This is a genomic window from Clostridium manihotivorum (genome assembly GCF_004015185.1).
Classification (GTDB): domain Bacteria; phylum Bacillota; class Clostridia; order Clostridiales; family Clostridiaceae; genus Clostridium_AR; species Clostridium_AR manihotivorum.
The window spans coordinates 5378479-5393970 of record NZ_CP025746.1 but is presented as its reverse complement, the minus strand read 5'-3'; the positions used below and the strand labels follow the sequence as shown (position 1 = coordinate 5393970).

Annotated in this window: 11 protein-coding genes and 1 riboswitch; of the genes, 9 read left to right on the top strand and 2 right to left on the bottom strand. The window is 32.4% G+C overall.

The annotated features are described in order from the left end of the window. Window positions 1-3 precede the first annotated feature (3 nt). Window positions 4-864, bottom strand: coding sequence for an AraC family transcriptional regulator (locus tag C1I91_RS24090; protein ID WP_128215191.1), 861 nt, complete (start codon window positions 862-864; stop codon window positions 4-6). 393 nt (window positions 865-1257) lie between these two features. Between C1I91_RS24090 and C1I91_RS24085 the strand changes: the two genes are divergently transcribed. From C1I91_RS24085 to C1I91_RS24070, 4 genes are all read left to right on the top strand, one after another. Next, window positions 1258-2046, top strand: coding sequence for a gluconate 5-dehydrogenase (locus tag C1I91_RS24085; RefSeq protein ID WP_128215190.1), 789 nt, complete (start codon window positions 1258-1260; stop codon window positions 2044-2046). A gap of 304 nt (window positions 2047-2350) precedes the next feature. Next, window positions 2351-2989 (top strand): RpiB/LacA/LacB family sugar-phosphate isomerase, encoded by a 639-nt coding sequence (locus tag C1I91_RS24080; protein WP_128215189.1) that lies wholly within the window; start codon window positions 2351-2353, stop codon window positions 2987-2989. Between the two features lie 949 nt (window positions 2990-3938). Next, the gene (locus tag C1I91_RS24075) at window positions 3939-5261 is read left to right on the top strand and encodes an MATE family efflux transporter (RefSeq protein WP_128216091.1); all 1323 of its coding nucleotides are present in this window, start codon (window positions 3939-3941) and stop codon (window positions 5259-5261) included. 427 nt (window positions 5262-5688) lie between these two features. Then, complete coding sequence (locus C1I91_RS24070; RefSeq protein WP_128215188.1) at window positions 5689-7467, top strand: aminopeptidase P family protein; 1779 nt, start codon at window positions 5689-5691, stop codon at window positions 7465-7467. A 136-nt stretch (window positions 7468-7603) separates the two neighbouring features. Here the strand turns inward: C1I91_RS24070 and C1I91_RS24065 are convergent, their stop codons facing one another. Beyond that, complete coding sequence (locus C1I91_RS24065; RefSeq protein ID WP_128215187.1) at window positions 7604-7987, bottom strand: L,D-transpeptidase; 384 nt, start codon at window positions 7985-7987, stop codon at window positions 7604-7606. A 612-nt stretch (window positions 7988-8599) separates the two neighbouring features. Between C1I91_RS24065 and C1I91_RS24060 the strand changes: the two genes are divergently transcribed. From C1I91_RS24060 to C1I91_RS24040, 5 genes are all read left to right on the top strand, one after another. Beyond that, window positions 8600-10753 (top strand): family 2 glycosyl transferase, encoded by a 2154-nt coding sequence (locus C1I91_RS24060; RefSeq protein WP_128215186.1) that lies wholly within the window; start codon window positions 8600-8602, stop codon window positions 10751-10753. A gap of 125 nt (window positions 10754-10878) precedes the next feature. Beyond that, window positions 10879-12033, top strand: coding sequence for a HEAT repeat domain-containing protein (locus tag C1I91_RS24055; protein ID WP_128215185.1), 1155 nt, complete (start codon window positions 10879-10881; stop codon window positions 12031-12033). Continuing rightward, window positions 12030-13475 (top strand): glycosyltransferase family 2 protein, encoded by a 1446-nt coding sequence (locus C1I91_RS24050; RefSeq protein WP_128215184.1) that lies wholly within the window; start codon window positions 12030-12032, stop codon window positions 13473-13475. Before C1I91_RS24055 ends, C1I91_RS24050 begins: the two co-directional genes overlap by 4 nt. A gap of 234 nt (window positions 13476-13709) precedes the next feature. Next, a riboswitch (cyclic di-GMP riboswitch) is annotated at window positions 13710-13796 on the top strand. Window positions 13797-13839: 43 nt separating this feature from the next. Then, on the top strand, window positions 13840-14745 hold the full coding sequence (locus C1I91_RS24045; protein WP_128215183.1) for an amidase: 906 nt from the start codon (window positions 13840-13842) through the stop codon (window positions 14743-14745). 338 nt (window positions 14746-15083) lie between these two features. Further along, on the top strand, window positions 15084-15416 hold the full coding sequence (locus C1I91_RS24040; RefSeq protein ID WP_128215182.1) for a cupin domain-containing protein: 333 nt from the start codon (window positions 15084-15086) through the stop codon (window positions 15414-15416). Window positions 15417-15492: the final 76 nt, after the last annotated feature.

Genomic DNA, 15492 nt, shown 5'->3' with positions numbered 1-15492 from the left:
TAGTTAACTAAAGCAGTACTGTGAGTATTTCTTAGGAGATATACCTACTGTTTTTGTAAAAGATTTTAGAAAGTTACTATAGTCATTAAAGCCACATTTATCGCAGACATCACTTACACTGCTTCCAGAGGCTAATAGCGATTTTGCTATGCTTATTCTTCTTGCAGTAATGTACTTATTTATAGTTGTACCTGTAGTGGATTTAAAAATGCGACACAAATAGGAATTGCTTATAAAAAATTGCTTAGATAGACTGTCTATAGTTATTTCATTACATATATTTGAATTGATATAAGTAAGAATATCTTCAACTAATTCATTGTATTTATAGGAAGTGTCTTTTATTTTATATGCTGCTTGAGCCTGATATATTGAGTTAAGCATAACAAGTAATTCCATAAAGGAACTTTTTTCAATAATATCACTTCCGTAAGCTTCAACAGAGGTTATTTTACTTACATAGTACATAAATCTTTGCTGTTGCTCCTTTGTAAGAGTGATTTTATGATTAAAGCCTTTGGGTCTACAAGAGAAACAGTAATCTAAGTCAGTTTTGTCACTAGAGAGGCTTTTTACAAATTCAGGATGGACTGATATTACTATACGTTCTAGTTTAATTTGTTCGGTTTTACATAAGTAATGACTTTCATATTGGTTGATTACAAATAAATCTCCAGCGGATATATCATAAAACTTGTTATTTATTAAAAATTGCTTGCCTCCAGAGATGGAATAGTAAATTTCATAACAGTCATGAATATGCATATCCATGCTTTTTTCATCCTGATATAAATGTGCTATGGCAAAGCTTTTGTCCTTCATACAGTTTGAAATTGCTTCTTTACAGGAATTTAACTCTTTCAAAAGTAAAGCCTCCATCACTAATAATATTTTGTTAGGATTTTTAATTATAGAGTTTCTAAACTCGGCTTTTAATTTATTGATGCCCCAAATCTCTGAAACACATTATTTTCAAGCAAGTGCAAATTAAGCTCATATAGGAACTCTTCATATTCTTATCACTTTATATTAAAATTTATATTTTCAAATTCTCCTGTCAGAGACCAAAGACGCTTTGAAAATAAATTTTGGGTCAAAAATGCTATAACTTTAGTATAAAATTCTTGTTCAATAATTACAATATTTTATATAAAAAATCACAAGAAATCGAAAATATTAAATGCTATACTTAACCCATAGATAGGCTTTAGATAAGTTTGGAAGAGTTTAAATGATAACATATAAGGAGGAATTGATATGAATATTTTAGATACATTTTCATTAAAAGGAAAAGTAGCCTTAATCACAGGGGCATCTTATGGCATAGGCTTTGCTATTGCAAGTGCCTACGCAGATGCAGGAGCTAAGATAGTATTTAATGATTTAAAACAAGACTTAGTGGATAAGGGGCTTGAAGCTTATAAAGCCTTAGGGATTGAAGCTCATGGGTATGTATGCGATGTTACTAAAGAAGACCAAGTGGCTTATATGATAGCAAAGATTAAGGAAGAAGTAGGAACTATAGATATTTTAGTAAACAATGCCGGCATTATAAAGCGTATACCTATGTGTGAGATGTCAGCAGAAGAATTCAGACAAGTAATAGATGTGGATTTAAATGCTCCATTCATAGTTTCTAAAGCAGTTATTCCTTCAATGATAGAAAAAGGACACGGAAAGATAATTAATATTTGTTCAATGATGAGTGAACTAGGACGTGAAACTGTGTCTGCTTATGCTGCTGCCAAGGGTGGATTGAAAATGTTAACAAAGAATATAGCTTCAGAATATGGTGAGTATAATATTCAATGTAATGGTATTGGACCAGGATATATACAAACTCCTCAAACAGCACCGCTTAGACAGGATGGACATCCTTTTAATAGCTTTATTATATCAAAAACACCAGCAGCTCGCTGGGGAACTACCGAAGATTTAATGGGACCAGCCGTGTTCTTAGCCTCTGATGCTTCAGACTTTGTCAATGGACATATACTTTATGTGGATGGTGGTATATTAGCTTATATAGGAAAGCAGCCACAATAAAGGCTTTTAGCTTTTAGTAAAAGGCAGAAATAGTTGAGTTCAAGCTTACGGAAACTTAATTTATAAATGTTAGATAATACCGGCTTCTGGGGATTATAGGGCATATATAAATTAATAGTTGAAGTTGGATACCTATAGGGAAACTTTATGAAAACTTAATTTATACTTGTTATAAAATCGCGGCTTCTGGCGATTTTGTGGCATGTATAAATTAATAGTTGAAGTTGGTTCCCTATATATGAATTACGTGAAAACATACAATATGACTGAACAGATATAAATTGTTGAATAGGAGAAGTGAAATATGAAAATAGCATTGATAAATGAAAATAGTCAATCTTCAAAAAATGAAATAATATATAGCGCTTTGAAAAAAGTAGTAGAACCAATGGGCCATGAGGTCTTTAATTATGGAATGTATGGAGCAGAGGATCCAAATTCACTAACTTATGTGCAGAATGGAATACTAGCCGCTATACTTCTAAACTCAGGAGCAGCGGATTATGTAATAACAGGCTGCGGCACAGGGGAAGGTGCTATGCTTGCCTGCAATTCTTTCCCAGGAGTTATCTGTGGTTATGTAGTTGATCCTTCTGATGCATATATGTTTGCGCAGATAAATGATGGAAATGCTATTGCAATGCCCTTTGCGAAAGGTTTTGGATGGGGAGCAGAATTAAATCTACAATATGTATTTGAAAGATTATTTGAAGGAGAAAGTGGTAAGGGCTATCCTAAAGATAGAGTTGTGCCAGAACAAAGAAATAAAAAAATACTAGATGAAGTTAAGAAAATAACTTATGTAGATATTTTGACTATACTTAAGAAACTAGATCAAGAGCTTTTAAAAGGTGCTGTAAGTGGAGAAAAATTTAAAGAGTATTTCTTTGAGAATTGCAAGGATAAAGAAATAGGAGATTTTATTAGAGAAATAGTAGGATAACAAGTATATAGGTATCCTTTACGAAAACTTAATTTGTAAATGTTCGATAATATCTGGTTCTGGGGATTATCGAGCATATATAAATTAGTAGTTGAAGTTGGTTCCCTTGTATAATGTAGTTACAACATTTGATAGAAAACATAATGCATTTCTAACGAACAGTATAAGTATTATTCTGATTTCAATTATTAAAATTATAAGCTTTGCTTAAAGTAATTGACTTGTTAATGTACAGTGTTGAAGTTAACTGGTCAGTGATCCCAGGTTTTAATGAGCTTGGCAAAAAAATCAGCTAAAGAAAATCTCTTTAGCTGATTTCACTGCTAAGGTCATTTATATAAAAAGTACTTTCTTTTACAACTAAATTAGTATAGAATAATAAGTGTTATCATTGTTCACGTGCACAATGATAACACTTATTATTTATTTTATTCTTTAGGAAGTTATTTTAGATAAGGCTGTGCATAATTATGCCTATATGGTCTAAATTCATATATTGGAGAAAGAATAAAAAATAAAATCAAGTCGCCTGCCAGAATTTCTTCACATAGGTTTAGAAAAGGCAGATGCGCAAAAAAATTCACTAAAGAAGATCGCTTTAGAGAATTTTTTATAGCCAGTTTATAGATAAAGATATCCCTATGTAGAGCTAATTATATATTCTAATTTTTAAGATCTACTGTGCCCCATACTATTAATAATAGAAAATACCCTATCCCCTATAAATCAAAATCATTGATTAGCTTTAGGATATAGTGTTATTTACAAAGGGATGTCTCTATCTGCAAATTAGGCTTTAGCAGGGAGTGGATAATAATTAAACTAATTAATATTAATTTTATACGGATAAAGATTTATAGATTCACCATAAGCTTTATTTGAAAGATGCGTATTAAAGTGATTTATGTCTATAAAGCTTTCGCTTACTAAAGAACGGACGGTGACTTATATGGCTACAGATATGACCAAAGGTAATATATCTAAACACTTAATTAGCTTTGCCATTCCATTGGTGCTAGGCAATTTATTTCAACTTACTTATAATGCTGCGGATTCTATATTTGTAGGGAGATTTGTAGGTACTAAAGCCTTGGCGGCAGTAGGTACAGCTAACCCTATCATGAATATTGTAATGTTTCTTATAATTGGTATCTGTATGGGTGCATCAGTACTAATGAGTGAGTATTTTGGTAGCGGAAATATAAAAAAGCTTAAGAGAGAAGTTTCTACTACTATGATAGGTGGTTTTATATTTACCATAATTATAATCTGCTTTTGCGTAGTATTTACTAAACCTATTTTGCATCTAATAAGAACTCCTGAAGAGCTTATTCCAGATGCAACAAAATATTTAAGAATCATTTTCTTCGGTTTGATTTTTACCTTTTTATACAACGTATTTGCAGCAACTTTGAGGGCTGTTGGAGATTCAAAGACACCACTTAAGTTCCTTATGATTTCTGCAGTTCTAAATGTAGTTATGGATATATTGTTTTTAAAAGGCTTTAAGATGGGTGTGGAAGGTGCAGCCATTGCAACAGTAACCGCGGAAATGTTCTCTAGTGTTTTTTGTATTGCTTATGTATATTTTAAAGTGCCAATGCTAAGGTTCTCAAGGAAAGAAATTGTGTTGGATAGAGCTCTTCTAAGAACCACAATAAACTATAGCTCTGTTACTGCTATGCAGCAGACCTGTCTCTATGTTGGAAAAGTTTTAGTACAAGGAGCTGTTAACCCTTTAGGAGTACAAGCTATAGCTACCTTCAATGCTGTAAACCGTGTGGACGATTTTGCTTTTATGCCTCAACAAAGTATAGCACAAGCTATGACTACCTTCTTAGCTCAGAATAGAGGAGCTGAAAAGAAAGAACGTATGAAACCAGGACTATGGGCAGGACTTAAACTGGAATCATTGTACTGGGTGATACTATTGATAGTTGTTTATTTTAGTTCAACAAGCCTCATGAAGCTATTTGTTCAAGGAAATAGTGAAGTAGTAGGCTTAGGAGTAAGTTATCTTCAAATGATGGCGTTCTTTTACCTTCTTCCTAGCTGGACAAATGGAATGCAAGGCTATTTTAGAGGAATGGGCGACCTAAAAATGACTTTAATGTCAACTTTCATGCAGATTGTAGGAAGAGTTATTGCTTCATATATACTTGCTCCAAGACTTGGAGTTTCAGGTATAGCAGTGAGCTGTTTCATAGGGTGGATTGTTATGCTAACTTATGAAGTACCTTTCTTTGTAAGAGATTTAAAAAAGAATAAATAATAAATTAAAGTCTAATCACAATGAGTGCAATATTGAACACTAGTGATTAGACTTTTTTGCTTAAAAGCTATAACAACATTTATTTAATACATAACAATAGGCACTTAAAAGTATGTTTATTAAAGAGCATGAAAAAATATAAAAGTAGCTTGAAGCCCCATGAATTCAATAAATTCTTAACTTCTTTTATTGTTAAGTTGTTATATTTATAAAAATATAAGAATTTATAAATATAACAATTTAAGAAGTTTTATTGTTTTAGCTATATTGATGTACATAACACAAAAGATAGGTTGAATTTATAATAAATCTGTGGATTTTTCTTCTACCTTATGTGGTATCCTGTGGATAAGTTTGGTATAGTTGAATCAATGAGATTAATATTATTGGTAGAAATTATATTTAAATAGATTGGGGGAATAACTAAATGAAGGTTAGAGAAAGACTTGAAGCTTTAAGAGAGCTTATGAAAGAAAAAGGTATTGATGCTTATATCATACCAAGCTTTGATGCTCATCAAAGTGAGTATGTGGCAGAGCATTGGAAGAGCAGGCAATGGGTATCAGGTTTTACAGGCTCCGCTGGTACTGTAGTTGTGACTAAGGAAGAGGCTGGACTTTGGACTGATGGTAGATATTACATACAAGCTGAGGAGCAGCTTAAAGATACTGGTATAAAGCTGTTTAGAGCGGTAGATCCAGGGGTTCCTTCTTACACAGATTGGTTAAAGGATAAACTTAAAGAAGAAAGTGTTGTAGGAATAGATGGAAGTGTATTTTCTGTGAATATGGTTAAGGATATGGAAAAGGAATTTGCTTCAAAGGAAATTTCCATCAATATGAAGGAAGATTTGATTGGCGTTCTATGGACAGATAGGCCTGATATACCTAAAAACAATATCTTTGATCATGAAGTACAGTATGCAGGAAAATCTAGAATTGAAAAGCTACAAGAAGTAAGAAAAGAAATGAGAGTCAAGGCTGCAGATTACTATTTGTTGACTTCCTTAGATGACATAGCTTGGCTTCTTAATATTAGAGGAAATGATGTAGCTAATAACCCTGTGGTAACAGCATATGTGGTTGTAACAATGGAAGAGGCACAGCTATTTATTGATATTTCAAAGGTTCCAGAAGCTGTGAAAGCTATATTAGAAGCTGATAAAGTATATGTTAAAGATTATGATGAAGTAGAAAAGTTCTTGCAGCAGATTAAAAAAGAAGAAACCATAATTTTTGATCCTAAAAAAACTAATGCAAGACTTTATAAGGCTATAGATAATGAAGTTAAGAAAATAGAAGAGGATAACATAACAACTAAACTAAAAGCTATCAAAAATCAAGTTGAGATGGATAACTTAAGGCATTGTGAGACAAAAGATGGAGTAGCTATGGTGAAGTTTATAAAATGGCTAAAAGAATCCGTAGGAAAAGAAGTTATCACAGAAGTTTCTGCTTCAGAAAAGCTAGAAAGCTTAAGAAGAGAACAAGCTTTATGCGTAGGACCTAGCTTTGATACAATAGCTGGTTATAAAGATCATGCAGCTATGATGCACTACAAAGCCACAGAAGAATCTCAATACACTTTGAAAAATGAAGGCTTCTTCTTAGTTGATTCAGGCGGACAATATTATGATGGAACTACAGATACCACAAGAACTATAGTACTAGGCAGACTAACAGAAGAAGAAAGGCTGGATTTCACCATAGTATTAAAGGGACATATAGCCTTAAGCACAACTAAGTTCTTAGAAGGAACTACAGGATCAAACTTAGACATACTAGCAAGGCAGCCTATCTGGAATTATGGATTAGACTATAAATGTGGTACTGGACATGGAGTAGGATTTTTCTTAAATGTTCATGAAGGACCACAAAGTATAAGCAGAGTACCTAATGCTGTAAAGCTAGAAAAGGGCATGATATTAACCAATGAACCTGGAATCTATAAAGAAGGAAAGCATGGTATAAGAACGGAAAACATGATGCTGGTAGTGGAAGACGAAGAAACTGAGTTTGGAAGCTTTATGAAGTTTGAGCCAATAACTTACTGCCCAATAGATCTAGAAGGACTAAATATAGAACTATTGACTGCTGAAGAAAAACAATGGCTCAACAGCTATCATAAGGATGTGTATAATAAACTTTCTCCATATCTAAATGAAGAAGAAAAGGGTTGGTTAGCAGGGCAGACTAGAGAAATATAATAATTATAAGTCCATCATGTAGCATTTTTGCATAATAAGTTAACTTAAACAAAGTTCTCAAAAATAGCTTAAATTTTAAAGCCTAAAATATAATAGCCAGTTTTATGGTATTATAGTTTAGGCTTTTATTTAGTAATTAGATTATTTTTACTACAGTGCCTATTGGTACTAAATTAAAAACCTCAATAACATTTGCATTGTACATACGGATACAACCATTTGATATGTCTTTGCCTATGGAGCCTGGATTATTAGTTCCATGGATTCCGTAATCTCCATTTGGGGCATTTAGGCCCATCCATCTTGCTCCAAAGGGGCCACCGGGATTTACAGCTTTATTTATTATTTTGAATGTACCTTTTGGTGTTGGGGTTGATGCTTTTCCTACGGCAACGGTATAAGTTTTAAATACTACATCATTCTTATATAGGGTAAGAGTGTGGGCATCGGTATTAATGGTGATTCTGTAAGTAGCTCTGTAATAATCATAGTAATCTTCAGAAAAATGGTATTCAGACATAATATACTCCTAAAATAAAATTCATATATAATATAGTATTTATTTAAAGGGGTTAAGTGAGCATATCTTTAATAAGTTTCAATTATGGAAAAGTAATCATGGTATATTAGGAGTTTTGTTCCTATATGTCCATGATTTTTTCTGTCTAGGAATACCATATGGAGGCTTAAGGCCTCACAAAAGTATAATGAAAGAGATTTTCTTTTAGTAGGAAATTATAAAAGTTTTTATTAACTAGCCTAACAGTATCAAGGATTTAAAAGAGTTTTTAGGGTAAATAGTAAAAACAAAACTTATTAGTATGCCATATTTTCCTCGTATGTATTGGAAAAGAAATAGGTACAAAGAATCACCAAATTTCAATAATAATAAAGTCTTTTATAACAAAGTTACAATATGAAAGCGATGTCAATAATGATTATCAAATAAATATAATAAATGTAGCTAAATAGGAATTGCTTATGATATTATAGATATATTAAGTAATAGTGATTATTATTTAATAATTATGGTATTATATGTTTTGGTTTTATTTATATAGCATTGGTGGAAAATATTTGTATTTTTAAAAGTTAGAAAGTATTTAATTTGGCATCTAGGTGGGGGAAAAACATGAAAAAGTTTATAATGTTTTCAATTGTTATGGTTTTAGCTGTATTTCTAGGTTATAACTATTTATTTTTGGCTAGAAATAAGGTTTCTACTTATACAGATGATGGAATTTCTTATATATCAAAAGTTGATAGTAAATCCTTCTATGTTTATAGGTATGGTAAATGGGAGAAGTCTTTCATTAAAGGGGTAAATATCGGTGCTGCAAAGCCAGGATCATTTCCAGGGGAATTGGCTATAACAAAAGAAGAGTATTTAAGGTGGTTTAAGGAAATAGCTGCTATGAATGCTGATTCTATAAGAGTTTATACCATTCTTAAACCAGAGTTTTATGATGCTTTATATGAATATAATAGAACTGCTGTTAAGCCATTATACATATTTCAAGGGGTTTGGGTAAACGAAGAGGATATCGCAAAGTTTAATGATGCACATAACCCTGCTATCAAAAATGGATTTGAGGAAGATATAAAATCTCTTATAGATATAATTCATGGAAATGCAAAGCTGCCAGATAAGAAAGGACATGCTAGTGGTACCTATACAAAGGACGTATCTCCCTATGTTGTAGGGTGGATATTGGGAATTGAATGGGACCCTAATTTAGTAGAGAACACAAATAAGGTTAATAAAAACTTAACCAGTTATAAAGGGAAATATCTATATACAGAAAACGCATCTCCCTTTGAGGTGTTTCTAGGTGAAACAGGTGATTATACCATACAGTATGAAATGGAAAAATATAAGATGCAAAGACCTGTTAGCTTTACCAACTGGGTAACTACAGATACCTTAAGGCATCCAAATGAACCTTTGGACAAGGAAGATATGGCGGAGGTTAACACTGAGCATATAAAGAAATTAGATACTTTTAAGCCAGGGCTTTTTGCTTCATATCATATTTATCCATACTATCCTGATTCCATGAATTATCAGCATGAATATGCAGCTTATAAGGACTCAGATGGTAAGGTAAATACATATAAGGCTTACTTAAAGGACCTTATTAAAGAGCATACTGTACCAGTTTTAGTTGCTGAATTTGGTATACCAGCTTCTAGAGGGATGGCACATAGAAGTATATATATGGGGTATAACCAAGGAAATGTAGATGAAAAAAGTCAAGGCTACATGGATGTCTCTATGCTTAAGGATATATATGATACAGGCTATGCAGGGGGGCTGGTATTTACTTGGCAAGATGAGTGGTTTAAGAGAACTTGGAACACTATGGATTTAGATGTAGCAGATAAAAGAGCCTATTGGTCTAACACACAAACTAATGAGCAAGAGTTTGGATTGATGGCTTTTGATCCTGGAGAAAAGAACAGTGTTTGTTATGTAGATGGTGATATATCAGAATGGAAAAAGGATAAGCCCTTAGTTAATGATAACAATCTAAAATTATATGCTAAAAGTGATGAAAAATATCTATATTTAATGGCACAAGTTAAGGACTTTGATTTTAATAAAGACAAGCTTCTTATACCTATAGATATAACTCCTAAGTCTGGCAATCTAAAAGATTTAAATTACAATGTGGAGTTTAAAAGGCCAACGGACATGGTAATACAGCTTGATAAAGAAAAAGGTTCAAGAATAACTGTGGATTCATATTATGATTCCTTTTATTATATGTATTCACATAAGGCTACAAAATCAAATGGTGAGCCGATGCTTTCTAGAAATTCTAGTTATGAAAATAAGAATAGCAGCATATTTAATGCAATGTACTTATGTTTAAATAGAGAATTATTTTTACCACAAGATAAAAAGGAGCTTCCTTTAGAGAGCTATGAGACAGGAAAGTTAGTAGAGGGAAATGGTAATCCAGATAGTAAAAACTTTAATTCTTTAACTGATTTTTATATTAACAAAGAAAATATAGAAATTAGGATACCTTGGCAGTTGTTAAATGTTATGGATCCTTCTTCAAAGCTTATAATGGATGATTTTTATGAAAAAAGTGGTGTAAGTCCTCTAAAGATAAGCGGGTTATATGCAGGAGGCATAGTAATAAGAGGAAACAGTGTGCTTGTTAACAGCGATATGAAGCTTTACAGCTGGAAACAATGGGATATTCCTACATACCATGAAAGGCTTAAGCCTTCATACTACATCTTGAAAGATGAATTTAAGAAGATAGGTAACTAATACAATTTTTAATGTATCTTAGTACAAGCAATTAGTTCATTAAAATTTCTATGGCAAATAGGTGAGCTTAATTTATATGAAAAAGATACATATATAAGATGAAAATAACAAAGGAGAAATTTAAGATGGGGCAATACGTATATCTGTCTATAATATTCTTTTCTATTATAATATTTTTTCTATATATTTATATATTATATGAAAAGCCTATGCAGACTTATAAGTTTAAAAAGATAGAGAAGTATTCTAAAGAGATAATTCCTTCAGTAGATTCTGTAATAAAGGTGATAACTGAAGAGGAACATTCTCTTACTGGACAAAGAAGCATTAAAGCTATTTGCAAGAATAAAGTTAAAAGAGAAATTGTGGAGGAAAGGTTATTATTTCATTTGGGAAATGCAGATGTAAGTTCTAGAACTAATATCATAAACTTATCTGAGCGTATTGAAGTCATCAAATATGAGATTGATAATTTGAAGAATAACAATTACTTTAAGAAAGCATATGCTGCAAAAAGATTAGGTGACTTTAGAAGTAAATTAGCAGTGGAACCACTTCTTGCTGAAGTAGATACAAAGAATAGCGACGTAAAGTATAATATTCTATTATCCCTTGCAAAGATTGGAGATGAAGAAGCTTTTATAAAGGCTTTCGAAGATATTGATTCTGCAATAATTCTAAGTGAAAGAAGTCTAATAGAAATAGTAGACAGCTTTGAAGGAGATAGGGACAAGATTTATAAGTATATGATAAATTCTACCAATAGCTTTATAGCTTCAGTATTTATAAAATCTGCAGGAAATTGCAAGTATAGAGAATTAAGCGAAGAAATTTCTAAGTATTTATATAGTGAAGATAAAGAGCTTAAAATAGCTTCATTAAAAGCTTTAGGGAATATGGGAAGTAAGGAGTACTTAGAAAATATGATAAAGCTTTTAGAAGATGGTGAGTGGGAAGTAAGAGCGGTAGCAGCAAGATCTCTTGGCAACTTTTCAGAGGAAGAAGTTTTGCTTCCTTTAGCTAAAGCACTTTCAGACCAGCAATGGTATGTGAGATATAACGCTGCAACAGCTATACTAAATCATAATAAAGGAATGAGTATAGTGTCTTATGTGTTCCAAGGAAATGATAAGTTTGCTAAAGACATTATAATTTCTGCTATAGAAAATTCTCCTAAAGGGGTTAAGCTTTATGAAAATTCTGAGGATCCAGATCAGGCGGCTTTAGCAGCTGTGATAAGTGATTATAGACAGATGAACACTAGGGAGGACATAGCATGACCTTAGAGATATTGAGACAGATAATTTTACACTTTAATAATTTTATACTTTATTATGTACTTGCTATTAATTCTATATATTTTATTCAGCTTATATTATCAGCCTTTAGTCTATATGACTACATAAGAAAGATGAATTACTCTGACTATAAGAAATATACTACTTCTGATAATATGATTCCTATTTCTGTACTAGTACCTGCTTATAATGAAGAGAATACAATAGTTGATAGTATAAAATCTTTACTAGCTCTTAATTATCCAGCCTTTGAGGTAATAGTTATCAATGATGGCTCTAAGGATGAAACTTTTAAAAGGATTATAGAAGCCTATGATTTGAAGGAGATAACTCAACCGGTTAGATATCTTATAAAGACAAAGAAGGTTAAAGGCATATACAAGAATTTGGATATACCTAATCTTACTTTAGTAGATAAAGATAATGGCGGAAAAGCAGATGCTTTAAATGTTGGGATAAATATTTCTAAATATCCTGTATTCACTTCTATAGATGCAGACTCAGTACTTGAAGGGGACTCCCTTGTAAGGGTAATAATGCCTTTTATAGAAGATAAGGAAACTGTAGCTGTAGGAGGAATTGTCAGAATAGCCAATGGCAGTAATATAGAGAATGGAAAGGTAAAGTCTATTGGTCTTCCTAAGAATAGACTGGCAATGTTTCAAATAATAGAGTATTTAAGAGCTTTCCTCAGCGGGAGAATGGGATGGAATGCTTTAGGATGTCTTCTTATCATATCTGGCGCTTTTGGAGCCTTTAGGAAAGATGTGGTTATAGAAGCTGGTGGCTACGTAGATGATAGCATTGGAGAAGATATGGAGCTTGTAGTAAAAATACATAAGAATTTAAGAAAGAAAAAGGTCAAATATAAGGTGAAGTTTATACCAGACCCTGTTTGCTGGACTCAGGCTCCGGAAAAAGTAAAAGATTTAAGAAGCCAAAGAAGAAGATGGCAGATAGGTCTTATGGACAGCCTGTTCCGTCATAAAGAAATGATATTAAATCCTAAATATGATGTCATAGGAATGTTCGGAGTACCATACTTTTGGGTCTTTGAAATGATAGGTCCTATAATAGAAGTTCTAGGTTATATATTCATTCCTTTATCATATATATTCGGACTTTTAAATACTTCGTACTTCATTTTATTCTTAGTAGCATCTATACTTTATGGAGTTGTTCTTTCCATTGGGGCTGTTTTATTGGAAGAGTATACCTTTAGTAAATATCCTTCAGTAAAGCAATTGCTTAAGCTTTCCTGGTATGGAGTGTTGGAGAACTTTGGATATAGACAGATGACCACCTTCTTTAGAATGGATGCTATCATCAGATTTAAGAAGTTTAAAAACGATTGGGGAAAAATAAATAGGAAAAAGTTTAGTGAAAAAAACTCTGATGAGGCAGAAACGCAAAAAAACATTTAACTCTAATTGCACACTAAAATAGCATCTCCTTCATAACAACTTAATTTGAACAATAGTTTAAATAAAGTCACTTATATATATTGTTTTTAATATTATTGAATATGTGGAATGATATGTAACTGTGCCCAGTGAAACACTAGTATATTTCTGCTTTTTTATAATGAAAGAGGCTTACGTAATTGATATATTTGTACGATAATAGAAATACCGCTGATATTAACAGCGGAATAAAATACTTGAAAAAGGCAAATTTGTCGAAAGGCAAAGACGCAAAGCTATGGGCCTAAACGATTATTATCGCATGGTTGCCAGGTTGCCAGGACTCCTTTTTGGACCATCCCGGCTTTCATAGGGAGGAATTTATATGTCATTGTCAAAGTTTTTCTTATCATTATTCGTATCAGTAGCTTTAATTGTCCCAACAGAGGCAATAGCAGCAAATAAAAATAGTGGTAAGGTAACAACAAGTCCAGTTGTGAACGCTCAAAATTCAACCTGGTTGTGGGATACTCAGCAGATAGTAACAAATGCAGATAATATCTTGAATTTTGCAGCTTCAAACAACGTAAAGAACATATATCTTCAAGTAAGCTATAGCTTAAATTTTGATTATTATAAGGCTTTTATAAGAAAAGCTTCATTAAAGAATATTAGTGTACAAGCTCTAGATGGAGCTCCAGATTGGGCTTCTGACGGAATGGCTTATAAGCAACAGGCGCTTTTTGATTGGGTAACCAAGTATCAAAATTCAGCTCTTGTAGGTGAAAAGTTTAATGGTGTACACTTAGATATCGAACCATATTTAAATTCACAGTATAGTCAAAATATGAATGGTGTTTTAGCTAACTACCAAAGTCTATTATTAAGTGCTATTAATAATTGTAGTATTTTGGGGATTAGTTTAGGTATAGACATGGCATTTTGGTTTGACGGAGTGACTTATAGCAATAAATATGGTACTGGTAACTTAGCTGAGTGGATTATAAAGAATGTAAAGAGTGTAGTTATTATGGCTTACAGAGATACTGCTACTGCAATAACAAGTGCAGTTTCAAAAGAGTTAAGCTTTGGTAAGTTATATGGATCTACTGTTACAGTAGGAGTAGAAACTCAGAAATCAAGTGAAGGCGATACTATAAGCTTTTATGAAGAAGGCCAAACTTATATGAATCAAGAATTGAGCAAAGTTTACACAAGCTGTAGTGGAAATCCTAGCTTCGGCGGATTTGCAATTCATAACGTGATGAGTTGGATGGTTTTAAGAAAATAGTCCTAATGATAAAGCAGGCATCCTAATTTACTGGGTGTCTGTTTTTTACTGCCTAGGAAATTGTGAAATTTTTTCTTAGCTGAACCTAGCATTACCAAGGCTTTGTAGTAGCTATTTAGGGTAAACAGTAAAAAAAGGCTATATTAATTATTATTCACTGCTAAGTGTGGCCATGCTTGGTAGTGTGATATAATTTTACTAGATATAAATATGTGCCACTAACTTAAATCAGAAATCCATTTTCAGATCTCTTCTGTGTTCTTAGAGAAAAATTTGGAAATATAAATTTAAGTTTAAAGTGGTACATTCGTAGAAAAGTAATATGGAGGATAAAGAAAATGGACAAAGCTTTCGTTTATTCAGAGGGTTGCAGTTTTGAACCTGCAGGTGAAGGAGTAAAGAGAAAAATATTAGCATATGGTGAGCAGCTTATGGCTGTGGAAGTGCACTTTGAAGAGGGGGCAGTTGGATTGCTTCACAATCACCCACATACACAACTTTCCTATGTTCTTGAAGGAGAGTTTGAATTCGAAATAGGTGGGGTAAAGAACATTGTAAAAAAAGGAGATACTCTCTATAAGCATCCCAATGTAATACATGGCTGCAGATGTCTTAAGAAGGGCGTATTGCTAGACATATTTACTCCTTACAGAGAAGATTTTATAAAATAAATATAAAAGAATATTGAATTTAAAACCTCACTGAAGCAGTTACTTTAGTGGGGTTTTTATTATGAATATCTTTAAT